This is a genomic window from Sphingobium sp. HDIP04, assembly GCF_000445085.1.
GTDB lineage: Bacteria > Pseudomonadota > Alphaproteobacteria > Sphingomonadales > Sphingomonadaceae > Sphingobium > Sphingobium indicum.
Genome location: NZ_ATDO01000078.1, coordinates 153,732 through 172,972, shown reverse-complemented (window position 1 = coordinate 172,972; position 19,241 = coordinate 153,732). Strand labels below are relative to the sequence as shown.

Here is a 19,241-nt window from a genome sequence, read left to right as displayed (position 1 = left end):
CAGGGGCACCCTTCCGTGAAAGTGTGTACCATGGGCTTCAATATCTCGAAAAAGCGCGCCAGTCAGACCGGCGACATCGAACTGAAGAACGGCGACGGCACGCCGATGCTGGACGATGCCGGGAATCCCATCTCCGTTACCGTGCATGGACCCGCGTCGAAGGTGTGGGAGCAGGCGCATGCAGACAAGAATCGCAAGCGGGCTATGCTGCTGCGCAAGAATGGCGGCCGCATGGAGGCCGCGCTCGATAATGCCCTGAAAGACCAGATCGAGTTTCTGTGCCGCGTGACCATCTGCTTCAACGGCGACATCGAACATCCCGACGCGGCGGCGAAGGGCCTGGTCCGCGCCATCTACGAAGACGATGAGCTCGGCTTCATCCGCGACCATGTCGACGGCGAGGTCAATGACTGGTCGGCTTTTACGAAGGGCTCGGCGACGAGCTGAGCCTTTACGTCCGCCAACTCGCCTGGCTGAACACGGCGCCCGACGCTCCGCCCGGGCACAAAGGCGAAAAGCCGCCGACCCGCATCAAGCGCATGCGGGCCGACGGCATCGCCATCGACCTGCCCGATAACCCGGCGCCCTATCTGGTCGACTGGCTGTCCGAGGTCGGGCCGCTCAGCGCCACGGGCATGGGGCCGGCCTCCCTGGCCTGGTCGGAGATCCGCGACTGGCAATCGCTGATCGGAATCGAGCTAACGCCGTGGGAGGCCCGGACGCTGCACCGGCTCTCCCGCGATTTCCATCACCAGATGCAGTGGGCAAAGAAGCCCAACTGCCCGCCGCCCTATGTCGGGCGGCTCGATAACGACGCCGCGGTCACCGACCAGTTCCGGCGCATGTTCGCCAGGCTGGCGGCCAACCAGAAGGCCCGTGAGGGCAAGACGAAACGATAGGAGGCGCGCATGGCGGGTGGTGTTCCGGCGGGCACGCTTTCGATCGAGATCGTGGCCGAGATCGCCAAGCTGCAGGAAGACATGCGCAAGGTGCAGAAGTCGGTCGGCGACATGGCGACGGGCGTCGGCAAGAGCACACGGGCGGCTAATGACAATATCGCCTCGATCGGCGCGAAGAAGGCCGGGATTCAGCAGCTATCAGCCCAGTTTTCGGATCTGGGCGTCCAGATCACGTCGGCCGCCGGCAGCAGCAATGTGTTGAAGGGCGTGCTGAATGCGTTTGCCATGCAGGGACCGCAGATCGTCGCAGCTATCAGCATGATGCGCGGATCCGCGACCGGGTTCATGGCCTTCCTGGCGGGGCCGTGGGGCGCTGCCATCATGGCGGCGGTCAGCGTGCTTGGGATCCTGGGCGCGCAGTTCCTGAGTTCCGGTGACGACGCGGAAAAGGGAGCAAAGAAGGTCGATATCTATACGGCCGCCCTCAATCGCATGATGAACGCCATGGGGCGCGCCACGGCCGCCGACATTGGCTTCAACAAAGTCCGGCTTGCCCAGCTGCAGGGATGGCGCGACAATCCAGACGCGGACCCGATGGCCTCCAGGGGCGGCACGCGTGCCGACATGCTCAGCCGTGCGCTTCGCCGTCGCGACCTGGACGAGCAGATATCCAACCTCCAGGCTACGATCGCGGGCACTGAAAAAGCGGTGGCGGCGCAAAAGCGTCTCGATGATCTGCAGAAGCAGGATGCCGCCTCGCTAAAGGATGCGGCCGCCGCCAGGCGCGCGCATAACAAGGAACTGCGCGAAGCAGAGAAAGCTGCCCGGGACGCGGCCCGAGAATATGAAAAGCTGGTCAAATGGATCAGCGATGCCCGTGCGGAGGCGCAGGGCGGCGTCGGCAAGCTCGCCAACGACATGATCGAGCGCCAGCGGGAATGGGGCAAGGATTGGGAAACCTGGAATGATGCTGATTTAAGGGCCCGAAAAGAAAAGGCGGCTCTCCAGGAGGCGGAAAGGGAGGGCGCCCGTCAAATCCTGGACATCTATCTCCAGCAACTTGACGCCATATCTCAGATGGGCGGGATGTTCCGCACCATTGCTGGTCTGCTGCACGGCATTGCCACGGGTGATTTTTCTCGCGTCACCGGGCCGATTGGCGCCTTGCTCTCCATGCCGGTGGGCGTGACGGTCGATCGTGACGGGCGCATGGTCGCCAAGACCATCGGCGACGAACTGAAGGACGTGTTCGGCAAGGATAGCGAGTTCTTCAAGGGCCTATCGTCGGTGCTGGCTGACGCCGGCACCGGCAATCTGGCCGCCGGGATGTTCGGGCTCAACAAGTCCGCCACCGCTGAACTGGGTTCGTCGATCGGCGGCGCGATCGGCGGAAAGGTGGGTGAGAAATTCCTCACGAAAGGGCTTGGCGATTTCGCCGGTCCGCTCGGCTCCATTGCCGGTGGGCTGATCGGCGGCGTCGTGGGCGGGCTGTTCAAGAAGGTGAAATGGGGCGCGGTCGACCTCTCGGCCGACGGCGTTTCCGCCTCTCGCGGCAACAGCGGCACGGCGGAGAAGGCCGCCGTGTCCGTGGGCGAGAATTTCATGTCCTCGCTCAACCAGATCGCGGAGGCGTTCGGCGGCGATATCGGCGATTTCGGCCGGATCACCATCGGGCAGCGGCATGGCGACTGGCGCGTCAACACTGGCGGCACGTCGCTGAAGAAGAAGAAGGGCGCGACCGATTTTGACGATGACGTGGAGGGCGCAATCGCCTTCGCGCTCCAGACCGCGATCGAGCGGGGCGCCATCACCGGCATCCGCGCATCGACGCAGAAGCTGTTGCAGGCGACCGGCGACCTCCAGACCAAGCTGTCGAAGGCCCTGTCGTTCGAAGGGGTGTTCAGCGATCTCAGGGCGCGGCTGGACCCTACCGCCTATGCGCTGGAGCAGCTGACCAAGAAGTTCGACGGGTTGCGGGAAATCTTCGCGGAGGCCGGCGCCACCACGGAGGAATATGCGCAGCTCGAGCAGCTGCTCGCCCTGCAGCGAAAGGACATCATGGAAGAGGCCTCGCAAAAGGTCATTGATGACCTGGCGAACCAGAGCGCGCAGGAATCGCGCTTCCTGGAGCTGATCGGCCGCGACCAGGATGCGCTGGCGCTATCCCGCCTGCGCGAGCTGGCGGCGATGAAGGGGAGCCTGCGCCCCATGCAGGCGATGATCTACCAGTTGGAGGATGCCCGCGGCGTCATCGAGAAATTCGGGCCGCTGGCCGCCAATCTGCGGGCGTTCAGGGACGAGCTGCTCGGCGGTACCAGCGATAGCCTGGCATTCGTCACCAGCAAGTTCCGCGCCACGGCCTCCTCGGCGCGATCGGGCGACGCGGATGCGCTGGCAGCGCTTCAGAGCGACGCCACGGCCTTCCTCGATGCCGCGCGCGCCAATGCGGCGTCGGAGCTCGAATATCGCCGAGCGTTGGGCGAGGTTCTGGCGGCGACCGATGGCGGCATATTCGCGGCCGAAAGCCAGGTCGAATATGCACAGATGCAGATCGACGCGATCGCGGCGAACACCAATGTCCTCTCCGGGCTGAAGGCGGAACTGGCGGTCTATCAGCAGCGCCTGGTCGAACAGGGGGAATGGGTGCAGCGCCAGTTCCGCCGCTGGGACAGCGAAGGCATCCGAATTCAGAACGATTCCACCACCCCGATCTTCACGGAGGCCGCATGAGGCTTATCCCGCCGGCCGAGGTGACGAGAGCCAACCTGGTCGCCAGCAATGTGCCCGACGTGCCGCCGGCGGCCTATGCTGGCGGCACCACCTATGCGGATGGCGACCGGGCCTCCGTAGTCCAGGGCGACGGCTTCACCTACAAAATCTACGAGAGCCTGGTCGGCGGCAATATCGGCAACCCCGTAACCGATGGCAACTTCTGGCTGTATCTAGCCGACACCTATGCCGAGTGGAACGTTGGCACCACCTATGCCGTCGATCACATCGTCATCAGCACGGCGAGCGATCATGCCTATCAGTCCCTGCAGGCCGGCAATATCGGCCATAGCCTGACCGACCAGTCGTGGTGGCTGGATCTTGGGCCGACCAACCGCTTCAAGATGTTCGATCGGGCAAGCAGTTCGCAGACGCTGAACGGCGAAAGCATCGACGTCACCTTTGACGTCACCGGGCGGGTCAACGCCGTCTCGGTGCTGAATATGACCGCCGCCACGGTGCAGCTGATCATGTCGACGGCGGAAGACGGCGAAATCTACAATGAGACGGTCAGCCTGGTGTCCAGCGGCGGCGTGACGAACTGGTGGGAATATTTCTTCCTGCCCGTGTCGCGCTATGGCGACTGGACCTTCACCGATTTGCCGGTCAATCGCAATCCCACCATCCGGGTGATCGTCACCGAGCCAAATGGGATTGCCAAGGTCGGCACGGTCGCGGCGGGCCTGTCACGCGATATAGGACGTCTCGTTTATCCGTCCTCCATAGGGATTCAGGATTACAGCCGCAAGGAGGCTGATGAGTTCGGCGCCTTCACCATCGTCGAGCGCGGCTATGCCAATCGCGGATCCTACAAGACGTCCGTCGACGAGCGCCAGGTCGATGCGATCACCAATTTCCTGAAGCCGCTGCGCGCGACACCCATCGTCATTGTGGGGGTCGAGAACTACCGATCCACATGGATTTTCGGTTTCATGAAGGATTGGTCCTGGCAGTTCGCAGGCCCCAACGAATCCTACCTCATGCTTGAACTTGAAGGGCTTGTCTGATGCCATTCAGCGCGATCGATACCCTGCCAAACCCGCCCCAACGGGATGGCGATCCGGACTCATTCGCTGACCTCGCCGATATTTTCGTTGTCGCGATGCAGACGTTCTCCGAGCAGCTCAACGTCTTCAAGACGGAATTGGAGACGGCGGCGGCACTGATCGCTGCGGCACCTGCTTATGCCGATCCGGGCCTGAAGGCGCTGGCGGGGCTCACGCCGGCGGCCGACAAGCTGGCCTATTTCACGGGAACCACCACATCGGCTCTGACCACGCTGACGTCCTTCGCCCGCTCGCTCCTGGATGACGCGGATGCGGCGGCGGCACGAACGACGCTCAACGTAGATGTCGCCGGGACGGCTGCGGTGGCGATTGCTTCCCATCTCGCGGCGGGCGATCCGCACGCACAATATCTGTTGAAGAGCGCCGTCTCGTCCTTCATCATGGGCCTCCTGGATGACGCGGATGCGGGGGCGGCGCGAACGACGCTGGGTGCGCAGGCGGGACTATCCTTCACCAGCAACGCCAACGGGATGGCGGTCGGCATCCCAATCGAGGGTTCGACCTATTATCTCCAGATGGTGACGGGCAGCAGCTTCACCACCACCGAGGGCACGACATCGCTGACATGGCCGGTCACATTTCCGACCGCATGTCTCTGGGCATTGCCGGGAACCAAGATCGCATCGTCCGGGATCGCGGCGGACATGGCCTACCAGCTTGTCGGCACGCCCGGCGCCGCCTCCGTTACGCTCCAGATGCAGCGCTATGGCGGCGGCGACTGGACGGACGGCATCGCGCCAATCGTCATTGGCTTTGGGAATTGAGGAACTGACGGATGCCAGCACCGACAATCACCGAACTTCCCGATCCGCCGCTCCGGTCGCAAAGCCCGACGACTTTTTCGGGAACGGCGGAGACCTTTGTAGAATCCCTGCCGCAGATGGTCACGGAGATCAATGCGTTCGGTGATTATATCAACAGCCTGGGGCTGACGCCGGAAACGCGCACGGAATCTCTTATCGTGGCCTGCTCGGACGAAACGACCGCGCTGACCGTTGGCGCGGCCAAGATCACCTTCCGCATGCCCTATGCTTTCACGCTGACGGGGGTGCGGGCAAGCGTCACGACAGCGCCCACCGGATCGGTTTTGACGGTTGATATTAACGAGGGTGGATCGTCCATCCTATCGACCAAACTGACGATTGATGCGAGTGAAAAGACCTCCTCCACGGCGGCAACGCCAGCCGTCATTTCCGATAGCGCACTGGCTGACGACGCGGAGATAACCATCGACATAGACGGGGTGGGTTCGACCATCGCTGGGGCTGGGCTTAAGGTCTATCTGATCGGCCATCAATCATGAGCATGATGGTCGCGCCCTATCGATTCTCCTCAGGGTTGGTTGCGCCCTCTCCTGTCGTCGTGACCGACGATCCCTATTTCCATCACAATTCGCTGATGATGACCTTCAGCGGTGCGAATGGGTCAACCAGCTTCACCGATGCGAGCGATTGGGCGCATGGCTCCATCACGGCAAACGGCAGCGCGCAGATTCAGTCGAACAAGCTAGAACTGAACGGGACGACCGATTTTGTAGTCGTTCCCCGTCTGTCGGGCGACAGCTTCGACTTCACGCCCACCAGTGAGTTCACCTGTGAGGTGTTCGGCCTAGAGATAGACTCCACCTCAACGCGCCAATTTATCTGCGGCTTTGACAACCATCAGACCATTGACAACGCCAGAGACTGGCGACTGGTTTATGACGGCACCACACACGAATTGATGGTGCAGGTTGTACCGAGCGGGTTGAACGCTGGTACGGTGTATGAAGCGAAGGTTGCTTGGACGCCCGCCGCCGCGACAGCCCATGACATAGGCTGGTCGTGGGACGGTTCCTATATTCGCCTCTATATCGATGGCGTGTTCAAGGCCAAGGTAGCGAGCACCACGCGATCAACCGTTCCATCAACGACGCAGAATTTCCGCATAGGATCACATCGTTTTGAGGGCGCGGACACCGAATTTCTTGACGGTCGCATTGCAGCAATCCGCCTGACTCGCGGTAAGGCGAGGATGGTTTCAGAGACGGTCTACACCCGTCACGCTTTACCTCTGGCCACCAGCGGCACGACCTCGGACCCCTATTTCCGCTATACCCGCCTCGTCCTGTGGGGCGAAGGCGCGGATGGAAGCCAGTCGTTCCGCGATTATAGCCCCAAGGATCGCAGATTGACGGCGCAGGGCGCGGTGGAGAACGACACCGGCGTCAACGTTAATGGCGTCCCATCCATCAAGTTCGACGCCGATGCCAACTGGGTGCGCGGCACCTACTCCGCCGACCTATTACTGGCGGGCAAGGACTTTTGCATAGAAGCATGGGTTAAACACACCGATGGCGCGGTGTGGAACATGATGATCGGGCGCAGAGGTGGGACCAGCAACAACTTCTACTTCGGTATCAACGCCGGTAAGTTCCGCTGGGACTTCTTCAACGGCTCCAGCGCGGTAGGGACCGTGACCGGAGCGACCACACTGTCCACCAATACGCTCTATCACCTCTGCGCGATCCGCACGATCTCGGACAACAAACTCTATCTGTTCGTCAACGGCGCGGCGGACGCCAACGGCACCTATACTGGCACGCGAACGGAAAGCGCGGAGCCGCTCCAGATAGGCCATGACAATGCAAACACCACCCGATACATGCGCGGCAACCTCAACTTCCTGCGGATGACGGTTGGTCACACTCGATACAGCACTTCGGGCTTCACGCCGCCGAGCGTTCCATATCCACTCGCGGCCTAATGTGTGTGTGGGCGCGCCATAGGCTGACTATCCCGACAGCAACCGCCGCACCTGCCAAATGAGGGGCGCCGAGCAGCCCCGCGAGGTGCAGCACAGGCATATGGATGGCGTACAGCGGGAACGAAATGTCGCCCAAGAAGGACGCAGGGTTGTTCCCTGTAGATCGGATGCCTGTCATTAGCATCAAGGGGCCGCAGAGGAAAAAGAACGGCAGCGGCCAGCCTGGGAATGGATAAAGCGCTACGACCACACAATAGGCGGGGAGCATAGCAGCAGCGGCCCAGAGCGGAACATCGACGGGCGGGCGTTCTCCGAAAAGGCGGAAAACCAGAACGCCCATGAGATAGGCCGTAAGCGCCCGGAATATCACAGCGACCTGCATGGCAAGAGAGGTAGCCGGAAGGATGCGCGGGTATCCGATCAACCAGTATGCGGCCAGGAACGCGGCCACAGCCACCCCGAACAGGCCCCACAAGCGCTTCGTATCCAACTTGGCGAAAATCGCGCCGTGCAGGGCATTGGCGAGCAGTTCATAGAAGATCGACCATGCGGGCAGGTTGAGGAGATAAGGAGCCACTGCGCTGATCGGGAGCAATGTCAGCGCGCCGACATATGTCAGCGCAACCGCTGCGGTCGGGCCGTATGCATAAAGGTGGACGAGCAGTCCAAGGGTCGCCCCTACTGCCATCCAGGGCCAGAGCCGCCTGAAACGTGCGAGCAAGAAGTCTGTGGCCGAAATCTTCCCGCTTGCAAGGCGGTGCTCATATGTGCGCGCCATCACGAAGCCGGAAAGCATGAAAAAGAAATCAACCGCGAGATGCCCACCGGCGAAACCTATGGCGTGCATGTAGAGAACCACCAGTGCGGCAATTCCCCTGAGCGTATCCAGGCCAGTCAAGCGGTCATTCATCAGAGCGCATCCTTACAGCGCCAAGTTGATGTTCAACTAAGAGCCTTTGCCAGTCGTCAACACGGGCAAGCGAGCTACACCTAATCATTCAGAATTGGACATTTAGCAAGAAGGCGCACCAGCGGCCAGGACCGGCTCCAGGCCCGGGCAGGGATCATCGGTCCTGTGATGGGGACTTAAAGTAACCGGGTGGCGGACAACCGTAGCTCCGGGGAATCGGAAATGTGGCGCTTCGGCGCCCCCTTTTATCGGGAGCAAAGCAATGAACTGGATGGATCAGGCTGACCTCAAGCATGCGGCCGACGGGCTGTCGATCGGCGTCCTGGTCGGCACGTTCGCGAACCTCCTGCCGTCGATCGCTGCCGGCATGACGATCATCTGGACGGCCATCCGGATCTGGGAAACCGAAACCTGCAAGCGGCTGACCGGCCGGAAGGACTAGCTCCCATGAACAAGCTGAAGATTGCCGCTGCGGTTAGCGCTGCGGCGCTGGCTATCATTGCGCCCACGATCGACCTGGAGGGCGGCTATGTGAACCATCGAAGCGATCCTGGCGGTGAGACGAACATGGGTATCACCGTCGATGTCGCGCGGAAGCGCGGTTATACGGGGCCCATGCGCCAGCTGCCTCGCGCGGTGGCGGAGAGCATCTATTATCAGGGCTACCTCGTAGAGCCGGGTTACGCGCCGCTGATCCCGATCGACGCTGCGGTGACCGAAGAGCTGTTCGATACGACCGTCAATATGGGCCAGGCCCGGCCTGGCCGGTTCTTCCAGGAATCGATCAACGAGATCTGCGCGACCAGGCTGAAGGTCGACGGCCGGGTGGGACCGGCGACGATCGGCACCTTCAGCTCATGCCAGATCAGGCTCGGCAGCACCCGGCTGTGCATCGCCATGTTGGACCGCCTCGATGCGAAACAGCGGGCGGAATATGACCGGCTCATTCGCGTGAACCCGGCCCTGAAGGTCTTTCACCGCGGCTGGGTCAACCGCCGTATCGGCAATGTTTCAAGGGAGAAGTGCTCATGAAAATTCGCATTGGAAAGATCGCGTCCTGGCTCGGCCGCGTCGTCGCGGCCGCCCTGGCCCAGGAAGCCGTCGATCGGCTCAGCAAGGTGCAGGAGAAAGCCGCGAGGAAGGATCCGCCGACGCCCGCCGAATAGGGGTATCGCGTGGGGTATCGCCCATTTTCCGCGTCGGCGGAAAATGGCGCGAAACCGCTACTTTTGCCGATTGCGCGACGGAGGGGTTGTCCGTCATGTGGCGGCCGAGGAGGATTCGAACTTCCGGCTCCGGGGTCAACAATCCCAATGCCTTTAAGGCCCCAGAGTCTTGCATTGGCTCACGTTTAACCCGGCTCACGCACCGGCCGCCAACGCCACTTTAGCAACGGTGCCAGGGCAGGTCATCCGCCTTCTTGGAGGATAGCGTCTATCATTGCGCGCCAACAATCGGCTTCGGGGTCGAGAACCCGTCCGTTTGACAGCTCTTCCCGTTCGACATAGTCCCATTCGTGGCCATCTACCGGCACATTGTCGCGCAAGGCTTGGCGGACGGCGGCGCTCGGCTCCCGAATTGCAGTAAGGACAGCGCGGGTAACAGCGACCATGTCGACGATTCCGTCGACGATAACGCCCTGGATGCCTTTGTCGGCTTCGTCGTCGACATACGGACCAGGCTTTCCCTTTTCGGCCTGGCGATACAGTTCAGCGACAGCCGCTCGGGTGGCCTGCTCGACTATTGATCCGGCCATTGTGGCTCTTCCGTTTACAAAATGGGGTGGATTAGGTCGCCCAAAAGCGACCAAGACCGAGGGCCTCGCGAGCCGTATCCATCCTGTCGCCACCCCGTCCCTGCCGTGGGTTATGGCGCGAGTCTAGCCCAAAACACCCTCATTTCCAGCATCGAAAATCAAAGCGAGGATCCATGCCTCTCTCCAACGCCGCGGTGAAAGCCGCGCGGCCGCGATCGCGCGCCTACAAGATGTTCGACGAACGGGGGCTGTTCCTGTTCGTCACGCCTGGCGGCCTGCGGAGCTGGCGCCTCAAATATCGCATCGATGGGCGGGAGAAGCTGCTCTGCCTGGGGCAATGGCCCGACGTGCAGCTGATCGATGCGCGCGATCGCGCGGAGGAGGCGAGGGGGCTGATCGGCCAGGGCGTCGATCCTTCGGGAACGAACCGAGCGGCGCGACAGATCCGCACGTTCGAATCCGTGGCGCGTGAATGGCATGCCCTGCAGCTGGAAAGATGGACCGATCGGCACGCGGCCGACGTCCTGGACAGCCTGGCGCGCGACGTGTTTTCGGAAATCGGTACCCTGCCGATCGGCGCGATCGGCGCGCCGGCGGTCCTGCAGGTGTTGCGCGATGTCGAACGCCGCGGCTCGATCGAAACCGCGCGGCGAATCCGCCAGCGGATCTCGGCCGTGTTTTCGTTCGCCATCGCGGAGGGCCTGGTAGAAAATGATCCGGCCGCCATTGTCGGTAAGGCGCTGCGCGCCCCGGCGCCGACCAGGCGCCAGCCTGCGCTGTTGTCGATTGAGGACGCACGCGGGCTCCTCGATGCGGCCGAGCGCGCCGGCGGCCCGCCGATCGTGCGGCTCGCTTCCCTATTCCTGGCATTGACGGCTGTCCGGATGGGGGCGTTGCTGGGCGCAACCTGGGACGAGTTCGAGGGCCTGGACGGTGATACGCCGCTATGGCGCGTGCCAGCGGCGCGCATGAAACTGGCGCGGGCAAAGAAGGGCGATCGCGCGAACGACCATTTGGTGCCGCTCTCGGCCGCGGCAGTCGCGGTGCTGAAGGCGGTAAAGGAGAATGGGTATGATACCCATTCCTCGCTCGTTTTTCCGATCCGGCCGGCGGCGATCGGCGCGCTCTATGCTCGCGCTGGCTATGCTGGCCGGCATGTGCCGCACGGTTGGCGGGCGACTTTCTCGACTATCCTGAACGAACTCTTCCGCAGCGATCGCGCAGCGATCGACATGGCGCTGGCCCACACCCCGAAGGGGGAAAGCGAAAGCGAGGGCGCATACAATCGCGCCCAGCTGCTCGACCGCCGGCGCGAGCTCTTCCAGCGCTGGGGAGAATTGCTGATCACATAATTTAATGTGTTTCCCGTCGCCCCAGCCGCCGATCGGCGCCGGGAGCGGGGGTTGCCGGTCTTCTCCACCGGAAACCGACGAGCAGGCACTCGCCACGACACAGTTGGCCGACTGGCCGCCCCGCACCCGCGCATACGGGCAGGGATAAGTGGAGAAATTCCCATGCATTCGTCAACCGATTCTGTCGATTCTGTTCGTCCCGTCGCGCCGGCCGCTGGTTATATGGGCGGCAAGCGCAACCTGGCGCGCCGGATCTGCGCGATCATAGATCGCGACGAACATGACGGCTATGCTGAGCCGTTCGTCGGTATGGGCGGGATATTCCTTCGTCGATCGACCCGGCCGAAGGCCGAAATCATCAACGACATTTCGGGGGACGTTGCGACGTTCTTCCGCGTGCTCCAGGAGCACTATCCCTATTTCATCGACATGATGCGGTGGCGCGTCGCCAGCCGATCGGAATTCAACCGGCTGCTGGCCAAGGATCCGGCGCTTTTGACGGATCTGCAGCGCGCAGCGCGCTTCCTTTACGTCCAGCGCCTGGCCTTCGGTGGCAAGGTCACCGGCCGGGCGTTCGGGGTCGACAAGACGCAGGGCGCCCGCTTCAACATCACCAAGCTGGAGCCGATGCTGGCCGATATTCACGACCGGCTCGCCGGCGTCGTCATCGAGCAGCTGCCTTATGGAAATTTCATCGCGCGCTATGACCGGCCGGGCATGCTGTTCTTCCTGGATCCGCCCTATTGGGATTGCGAGACCGATTATGGCGCCGGCGTCTTCGATCGCGCCGATTTCCAGCGCCTGGCCGAGCAGCTCGCCGGGATCCGCGGCAAGTTCCTTCTCTCGATCAATGATACGGCAGGCGCGCGCGCGGTCTTTTCTTCGTTCCCCATGCGGGAAGTCGATGTGACGTACACGCTTTCCGCGAAGGACAATGCCAAGAAGGCCGGGGAGCTTTTGATCAGCAATTTCGCCTTCGACTGAGCCGCAGGCGCCGCGGGGGCGGGGGAGGGCGATCCCAACCTCGTGCTCCCCCTGGAGAGCACGCGGGGAGGCCACAGCCTCCCCGCCCTCGGCGCTGCGGTGAAGCGCCAAGGGTGTCAAATGACGAGGTGAGGGTGCGTCGCTAGTCCACTAACAGCGCCTGCCGTAGGCAGACCTTTTGCCCTTAATCTCCTTCCCCGTGATTCCGACCGCTCTCTGAACTCGCACTCGGCTCTTCGAAGGCCGTGCCCATGCGAGCCAAAACGCCTTCGAGTATGGGGTCGTAGGCGCGTTTAGAGGCGATTTTGGCGCCTTCCTGGCCGTCAGACTGGGGGGAGTCGGGTTGCGGCATGCATCTTCGCAGAAGCTGCTGGAGGCGCATGAGGGCGCGCTTGTGCAGACGAGCCAGATCGAAGAAATAGGCATTTGTCGCCTGCTTCACGCGCGGGCCGTCCTCGTTGCCGGTCTTTTCGGTGCGCCGCACCCAATTCAGGAATCCGTGTTCCTTCAGCCGGCGCAGAGCGTCCACCACGGTCTTCCGTGCGAAGCCCGTCATTTCCTGGATGGTGGCGATCGCCGGCTCAAGGCGACCGGACTTGAAGTCCAGGCCGGGCAGCCAGAGCAGCGTTTTCAGGACGCGCAGCGCGTTGGCGCCGATCGGGTGGCGTGCGCCGGGTTTCTTCATCTGCCGATCATATTCCTCGGCCACCTGCAGATACCGGTCGCGCCATCGCATGGCGCCGACCTTTGTTCCGTCGCCGATCGGCCTGAAGACTTGAGCGCGGCGATCGTCGACGTCATAGCTGTTGCGCCGGACCGGCTGCTCGGTGCGCCGGCCGGGCTTTTTGTTGGCGACGAGGCGGCCGGCGATCGCGCCGAACGTCCGGGCCGTCATGCCCGGGCCTCCCGCTGGGTTACGCCAACCGCGGCGTCGACAGGATTGACGAAACCGGAGGAAAACCCTTCAGGAGCAAGTCTGCCCATTCCTGGGCTATTTCCCGCCGCCGCTTCATGTATGCGGCGCGGTTGTAGATCGGCTCGATTCCTGGCTGTCGGTGCGCCAGCATCAGATCGATGACGATGCGATCGCCGGGCCGTTCCTCCCTCATGGCGATCTCGTTCATGATCGTGGAGAAGGCGCTCCGCCAGCCATGAGGCACGTGGACGTCGGTGAAGCCGGCGTTGCGATACAGCTTCGATACAGAGGCGTCGCTGATATGCTTCCTCGGGCTGTTGGGGCTGGCAAAAGCGTACGGCGAATGCGCTGTGAGCAGCCGAAGGCTGTCCAGCACCTCCACGGCTTGCCGAGATAGGGGCACAGGATGTTCGAGCAGGCTGTGCAATTTCTCCTGCACCGAGAGCTTCATCCGCTCGGGAGGAATGATCCAGGTCGGCTCGTCTGGATCGAGATCCGCGAATTCCAACCAAGGCGCTGCTTGCACCGCGCCGGGGCGCACGGCGGTCAGCGCTATAAGGCGGGACGCAAATTTGACTATTGGATGGCCGGACGTGTTCTCGACTTTCCAGAGCATTGATCGAAGCCGCTCGATCTCCGTCAGCGCCGGATACCGCTTCAACGGAGCAGATTTGACGGGGATGTTCTCGGCCGCCGGATTGTCCAGTGCGTAGCCCATGCCCTTCGCATAGTCGAACACCGACGCCAGAGTGGTGCGATAGCGACGCGCCATTTCCAGCGCGCCGCGCGCTTCGATTTCCTTGACCTGCTGTACGATCATCGGGCGCGTGACGGCCGTGATCGGCAGTTTGCCGATCGGCTTGAACACCTCCCGCTCCAACATGTTGAGCGTCCGATCGGAGTGCGATTTGCTCCACATGGCCGATCGCTCGTGGTACCAGGCGCGCCCGACGATCTCGACAGTCGTTTCCGTCGCTGCTAGCGCCGCGGCTTTCCTCTGTTGGCGGTCGACGGCCGGATCTATGCCCCGCACGATCAGGCGGCGCGCTTCGTCCCGCATGTCCCTGGCTTCGCGAAGCGAGATCTCGGGATAGGGTCCGAAGACTATCCGCTTCTTCTTTCCGTGGAAGCTGTACGACAATCGCCAGCTCTTGTAGCCGGCCTTCGTCACATACAGATGCAGACCCAGCGCGTCGGTCATCTTGTAGTCGGATTCGGCGGCCTTGGCCGTGCGGCATTTCGCATCGGTCAGCACGCGATGACTCCCGCGCCGCGATTTGATGCCCCTTGGATGACTCCCCGTGCCATGTGCTTAGATGGCAAGCAGTGAGAAGCCATGGCAAGTGAAAACCGCGCCGTATCGCGGATTTTTCCGCATCTTGAGCATTCCGGAAAACCCAAGAGAAGGGTGGGTGGTCGGGGAGACAGGATTCGAACCTGCGACATCCTGCTCCCAAAGCAGGCGCGCTACCAGACTGCGCTACTCCCCGGCGCTCGCGGGCCTTAGCGGTGAAGCAACCGGCGCGTCAATCGCGCTTTTGTTTCCTCCGCCGTTCACCGCATGGAAAAAGGGCGGATCGTACGAAGACGATCCGCCCTTTCGAAAATCCCGCTGAAGCGAAGATTATTCGGCGTTCGCGGCGTTGCCAGCGACGTTCGCAGCGTTGGCGGCGTTGTCGGCAGCGTTCGCGGCGTTGTCGGCAGCGTTGGTGGCGTTTTCGACAACGTTCTCAACAACAGCGTTCGAAGCGTTCGCGGTCTCGTTGGCCGGCTTCTCACCGCAAGCGGCGAGGGCCATCAGGCCGGCCGAAGCGAAAACAACAGCGATCTTCTTCATTGTGTACGGCTCCCATAGCATTTTGCCGCGTTGCCACGCCAAAATCGTGACTTACGCGAGCGACCCGCATTAACGTGTGCGCTGCACAAATCAATGCTTTTCTGCGTCGGTGAAGCGACAGAATCACGCGACAAGCAGTTGTCTACAATAAAAGTTCAGTTAACGCCTAACGATTCCGGCGCATTCGCGATTTCGAAAAGCGCAACCGCCCAGGCGGCGACATTCTGCCGAAGCTGTGCCGGGTCGATCTTGTCCAGCGTGTCGTCCGGCGTGTGATGAATGTCGAAATAGCGGGTGCCGTCCTGCTGGAGATCGACCACAGGGACGCCCGCCTTCACCAGCGGCTCTATGTCGGAACCCCCGCCGGCGGGCAGGCGGCTGGCGCCGATGCCGAGCGGAGCCAGCCCGGCCGCGACCCGGCGGGCGAGCGCGTCATGGCCCTGCGGCAGCCTGAAATCCACGCGCCAGACGCGGTCGGCCCCGAAATCCGATTCCATCGCCATGGCATGCGCTTCCTTGCCATGGGCGTCGAAATAGGCGCGGCCGCCATTGCCGCCGACCTCCTCCGCACCGGCCATCAGCAGACGGATGGTGCGGCGTAGCGGCCCGGCCTTGGCGGCCTGGAGCGCCGCGGCGGCCACGATGCCGCAGCCCGCGCCATCGTCTATCGCGCCCGTGCCCTGATCCCAGCTATCGAGATGGCATGCGGCGACGACGACGCCCGCCTTGGGATCGCGGCCGGGGATTTCGGCGATGACGTTGCCCGACGGCTGGTCCTTCAGCATTTTGGAGGTGAGCGTCAGGTGCAGCCGCACGGGCTGTCCCCGCGAGACCATGCGGGCAAGCTGTTCGGCGTCCGGCACGCTGAGCGCGGCGGCGGGAATGGGCTTCACGCCATCGGCCCACATCTGAACGCCCGTATGGGGCTGGCGGTGGTTGTCGGTGCCGATGGAACGGATCAATATGGCGATGGCGCCCTTTTTCGACGCGATGCTTGGCCCCTGGCGGCGGGTCGCGCCGAAATAGCCGTAGGAACTGCCGTCCTGGGTCGCATGCATCGAATGGCTGACGAAGGCGATCCTGCCCTTCAGGCTGCCTTCGGGCGCGGCCTCCAGATCGGCCAGCGTGGGGAAATAGGCGACCTCCCCCTCTATTCCCTTGTCCGGGGTGGATGCGCTGTTGCCCAGCGCGGCGAGGACCAGATTTTGCGGGAAGGGCGCGATCACGCGGGCTTCGTCATGGCCGCGCAGCCAGACGGCCATGGTGTAAGGTTCGGCGCGGACGTTGGAGAAGCCCAGGCTTTTCAGCTTCGCCACTGTCCAGTCGCGGGCGCGGGCCTCCTGCGGGGTGCCGGCGGGGCGGGGGCCGACTTCGGTGGTGAGGCCTTCGGTGAAGTCCATCGCAACCGTGTCCGTCAGGGCGGCGGCGCGAATCGCATCGATGCTGGACGCGGCCAGGAGGGGGGAGGGGGTGAGGATGCTGCCGAGGAGGAGGGCGGCAAGCGTGCCCGGTCGGATTTTCTGCATGGATGAAGGCTTAGCGGGGCATCCCCCATTTGCCAACGCGTTCCGCCTCCGCTAACCCGGCGCCGATTTCCAACGATTGTCCTTTCGGAGCAGCTTCAAGCCATGTCCGCCTCGTCCCAATACGCCTTCGTCATGAAGAGCATGACCAAGAGCTTTCCCGGCGCCGCCAAGCCGGTGCTCAACCAGATCAACCTGCAATTCTATCGCGGGGCGAAGATCGGCATCGTCGGCCCCAACGGCGCGGGCAAGTCGACCCTGATGAAGATCATGGCCGGCATCGATACCGATTATAGCGGGGAGGCATGGCCGGGCGAGAATATCACGGTCGGCTATCTGCCGCAGGAGCCGCAACTGGACCCGAACAAGACGGTTCTGGAGAACGTCAAGGACGGCGCGCGGGAGATTGCGGACAAGCTGGACCGCTTCAACGAGATCAGCTTGGAGCTGGCCGACCCGCCGGAGGACGTCGATTTCGACGCACTCATGGAGGAAATGGGCACGCTGCAGGAGCAGATCGACGCCGTGGACGGCTGGACGCTCGACAACCAGCTTGAAATTGCGATGGAGGCGCTGCGCTGCCCGCCTTCGGACTGGCCGGTGGACAGCCTGTCGGGCGGTGAGAAGCGCCGCATCGCGCTCACGCGCCTGCTGATCCAGAAGCCGGACATATTGCTGCTCGATGAACCGACCAACCATCTGGATGCAGAGAGCGTCGAGTGGCTGGAAAACCACCTGAAGGAATATGCGGGCGCGGTGCTGATGATCACCCACGACCGCTACTTCCTGGACAATGTGGTCGGTTGGATCCTGGAACTCGATCGGGGCAAATATTTCCCCTATGAGGGTAACTACTCCACCTATCTGGAGAAGAAGGCCAAGCGCCTGGAGCAGGAAGACCGCGAGGCGACCGGCCGCCAGAAGGCGATCAACGACGAGCTGGAATGGATCAGGGCAGGCACCAAGGGCCGCCAGACCAAGTCCAAGGCGCGCATCAAGAAGTTCGAGGAACTGGTCGCCAGCCAGGAAAGTCGCACGCCGGGCAAGGCGCAGATCGTCATCCAGGTGCCTGAGCGCCTGGGCGGCAAGGTGATCGAGGCGAAGAATATCTCGAAGGCCTATGGCGACAAGCTGCTGTTTGAAAACCTCTCTTTCATGCTGCCGCCGGGCGGCATCGTCGGCGTCATCGGGCCGAACGGCGCGGGCAAGTCCACCCTGTTCAAGATCATTACCGGGCAGGAACAGCCCGATTCGGGCGAGATCGACATCGGTTCGACCGTGCGCCTGGGCTATGTCGACCAGAGCCGCGATCATCTCGACCCGTCGAAGAATGTCTGGGAAGAGGTTTCGGATGGCCTGGATTATGTGAAGGTCAACGGGCACGACATGTCGACGCGCGCCTATGTCGGCGCCTTCAACTTCAAGGGGCAGGACCAGCAGAAGAATGTCGGCAAGCTGTCGGGCGGCGAGCGCAACCGCGTCCACATCGCCAAGATGCTGAAGAAGGGCGGCAACGTCCTGCTGCTCGACGAACCGACCAACGATCTGGACGTCGAAACGCTGGCGGCGCTGGAAGAGGCGATCGAGAATTTCGCGGGCTGCGCCGTGGTGATCAGCCACGACCGCTTCTTCCTCGACCGGCTGGCGACGCATATCCTGGCCTTCGAAGGCGACAGCCATGTCGAATGGTTCGAGGGCAATTTCGCCATGTATGAGGAGGATAAGCGGCGTCGCCTGGGCGATGCGGCGGATCGTCCCACGCGGCTCGCCTACAAGAAGCTGACGCGCTGATTCCAGCGATGCGGCGCGAAAACCGCCAACGAATTGCAAACATTGCAATGGGTGGCGTGTTTTTCGCAATTGCAAAATGACGTGCTGCACTGCACATAGAAAAGGCCTTTCAGGCATCCTCTCCTAAAACTTTCAGGCCGGTCCTTCTGGGATCGGCCTTTTTTTTGGTGATGGGCGCCTCATTCATGGGCCTGTTCCGCGATGCGGATATTCCGGCGGCATATTCCGCCGATGCACCCACCCATGCGGCCTTATCCCTAAGACGGCGTGGACAAATTCAAGACCCGGACTGAGCGATTTTGGGTGGAAAGCGGCCATTCCCCTATTCGTCACCCCTCCCCCCTATTCGTCACCCCGGACTTGATCCGGGGTCCCGCTGCCTTGGGCTGGGCGCGGTGTAGAGGCAAAAGCGGGACCCCGGATCAAGTCCGGGGTGACGGTGGGGAATGTCCGCTATTGGCCATTTCCCGACATCCGCATTTGTCCACGCCGCCTGCGACACACCGTGTTCAATCAAATGCACGCTGTTCCTGAGCCCATCGAAGGGCTCAGTCCTTCTCAGCGCGAATAATTCCGAATTATTGCCCGATGCCCGAAGGGCGAATTCGCGGCAAAGCATGATTCTTTCCATCTCGGTGCTTCACGCTGCATCTGACTTGGGTTAGTCCCCTCTGGACCAGCGACGGGGGCAG

19 protein-coding genes and 1 tRNA gene are annotated in these 19,241 nt (G+C 62.4%); 13 read left to right on the top strand and 7 right to left on the bottom strand.

All coding sequences use genetic code 11. The annotated features are described in order from the left end of the window. Nucleotides 1-30: 30 nt before the first annotated feature. The 7 genes from L286_RS33995 to L286_RS33975 all read left to right on the top strand — a co-directional run bounded on the left by L286_RS33995 (nt 31) and on the right by L286_RS33975 (nt 7,480). Entirely contained in the window at nt 31-447 is a 417-nt protein-coding gene (locus L286_RS33995) for a hypothetical protein (RefSeq protein WP_020820901.1), read from the top strand. A gap of 92 nt (nt 448-539) precedes the next feature. Further along, nucleotides 540-899 (top strand): hypothetical protein, encoded by a 360-nt coding sequence (locus L286_RS0124500; protein ID WP_020820900.1) that lies wholly within the window; start codon nt 540-542, stop codon nt 897-899. Nucleotides 900-908: 9 nt separating this feature from the next. Further along, complete coding sequence (locus L286_RS33990) at nt 909-3,629, top strand: hypothetical protein (RefSeq protein WP_020820899.1); 2,721 nt, start codon at nt 909-911, stop codon at nt 3,627-3,629. Further along, nucleotides 3,626-4,675, top strand: coding sequence for a hypothetical protein (locus L286_RS33985; protein WP_020820898.1), 1,050 nt, complete (start codon nt 3,626-3,628; stop codon nt 4,673-4,675). Before L286_RS33990 ends, L286_RS33985 begins: the two co-directional genes overlap by 4 nt. Next, entirely contained in the window at nt 4,675-5,499 is an 825-nt protein-coding gene (locus tag L286_RS33980) for a hypothetical protein (RefSeq protein ID WP_020820897.1), read from the top strand. Before L286_RS33985 ends, L286_RS33980 begins: the two co-directional genes overlap by 1 nt. A gap of 11 nt (nt 5,500-5,510) precedes the next feature. Beyond that, entirely contained in the window at nt 5,511-6,038 is a 528-nt protein-coding gene (locus L286_RS0124495) for a hypothetical protein (RefSeq protein ID WP_020820896.1), read from the top strand. Further along, nucleotides 6,035-7,480, top strand: a complete 1,446-nt coding sequence (locus L286_RS33975) for a LamG domain-containing protein (RefSeq protein ID WP_020820895.1) — start codon at nt 6,035-6,037, stop codon at nt 7,478-7,480. The genes L286_RS0124495 and L286_RS33975 overlap by 4 nt, the downstream gene beginning before the upstream one ends. Here the strand turns inward: L286_RS33975 and L286_RS33970 are convergent. Continuing rightward, nucleotides 7,443-8,390, bottom strand: coding sequence for an acyltransferase family protein (locus L286_RS33970; RefSeq protein ID WP_020820894.1), 948 nt, complete (start codon nt 8,388-8,390; stop codon nt 7,443-7,445). The two genes, L286_RS33975 and L286_RS33970, sit on opposite strands and share 38 nt — an antisense overlap. Nucleotides 8,391-8,661: 271 nt before the next feature. Here L286_RS33970 and L286_RS33965 point away from each other — a divergent pair, with 271 nt between their 5' ends. The 3 genes from L286_RS33965 to L286_RS48955 are packed head-to-tail and all read left to right on the top strand — an operon-like array spanning nt 8,662 to nt 9,556. Continuing rightward, nucleotides 8,662-8,832, top strand: coding sequence for a hypothetical protein (locus tag L286_RS33965; RefSeq protein ID WP_020820893.1), 171 nt, complete (start codon nt 8,662-8,664; stop codon nt 8,830-8,832). A gap of 5 nt (nt 8,833-8,837) precedes the next feature. Continuing rightward, nucleotides 8,838-9,422 carry a glycoside hydrolase family 108 protein gene (locus L286_RS33960; RefSeq protein WP_020820892.1) on the top strand — a complete coding sequence of 195 codons (585 nt, stop codon included), beginning with the start codon at nt 8,838-8,840 and terminating at the stop codon, nt 9,420-9,422. Beyond that, nucleotides 9,419-9,556, top strand: a complete 138-nt coding sequence (locus L286_RS48955; RefSeq protein WP_020820891.1) for a hypothetical protein — start codon at nt 9,419-9,421, stop codon at nt 9,554-9,556. The genes L286_RS33960 and L286_RS48955 overlap by 4 nt, the downstream gene beginning before the upstream one ends. 242 nt (nt 9,557-9,798) lie before the next feature. Here the strand turns inward: L286_RS48955 and L286_RS48465 are convergent, their stop codons facing one another. Beyond that, nucleotides 9,799-10,146: a hypothetical protein gene (locus L286_RS48465; protein ID WP_125445791.1), complete on the bottom strand. Its 348-nt coding sequence runs from the start codon at nt 10,144-10,146 to the stop codon at nt 9,799-9,801. Nucleotides 10,147-10,319: 173 nt separating this feature from the next. Between L286_RS48465 and L286_RS33950 the strand changes: the two genes are divergently transcribed. After that, entirely contained in the window at nt 10,320-11,498 is a 1,179-nt protein-coding gene (locus tag L286_RS33950; RefSeq protein ID WP_020820889.1) for a tyrosine-type recombinase/integrase, read from the top strand. A 162-nt stretch (nt 11,499-11,660) separates the two neighbouring features. Beyond that, on the top strand, nt 11,661-12,482 hold the full coding sequence (locus tag L286_RS33945) for a DNA adenine methylase (protein WP_020820888.1): 822 nt from the start codon (nt 11,661-11,663) through the stop codon (nt 12,480-12,482). 184 nt (nt 12,483-12,666) lie between these two features. Here the strand turns inward: L286_RS33945 and L286_RS33940 are convergent, their stop codons facing one another. The 5 genes from L286_RS33940 to L286_RS33920 all read right to left on the bottom strand — a co-directional run bounded on the left by L286_RS33940 (nt 12,667) and on the right by L286_RS33920 (nt 16,761). Then, nucleotides 12,667-13,377 carry a hypothetical protein gene (locus L286_RS33940; RefSeq protein WP_020820887.1) on the bottom strand — a complete coding sequence of 237 codons (711 nt, stop codon included), beginning with the start codon at nt 13,375-13,377 and terminating at the stop codon, nt 12,667-12,669. A gap of 19 nt (nt 13,378-13,396) precedes the next feature. Continuing rightward, nucleotides 13,397-14,653 (bottom strand): tyrosine-type recombinase/integrase, encoded by a 1,257-nt coding sequence (locus L286_RS33935; protein ID WP_020820886.1) that lies wholly within the window; start codon nt 14,651-14,653, stop codon nt 13,397-13,399. A gap of 158 nt (nt 14,654-14,811) precedes the next feature. Next, nucleotides 14,812-14,888: transfer RNA gene (locus L286_RS33930), tRNA-Pro, on the bottom strand. Nucleotides 14,889-15,022: 134 nt separating this feature from the next. Continuing rightward, a complete protein-coding gene (locus L286_RS33925; protein ID WP_007689093.1) occupies nt 15,023-15,235 on the bottom strand; it encodes a hypothetical protein in 213 nt (70 codons plus the stop codon). Nucleotides 15,236-15,390: 155 nt separating this feature from the next. Then, complete coding sequence (locus L286_RS33920) at nt 15,391-16,761, bottom strand: M28 family peptidase (RefSeq protein ID WP_020820885.1); 1,371 nt, start codon at nt 16,759-16,761, stop codon at nt 15,391-15,393. Nucleotides 16,762-16,863: 102 nt separating this feature from the next. On the opposite strand from L286_RS33920, the gene ettA reads away from it, so the two are divergent. Further along, nucleotides 16,864-18,549, top strand: coding sequence for an energy-dependent translational throttle protein EttA (gene ettA / locus L286_RS33915; protein ID WP_021223332.1), 1,686 nt, complete (start codon nt 16,864-16,866; stop codon nt 18,547-18,549). Nucleotides 18,550-19,241 lie beyond the last annotated feature (692 nt).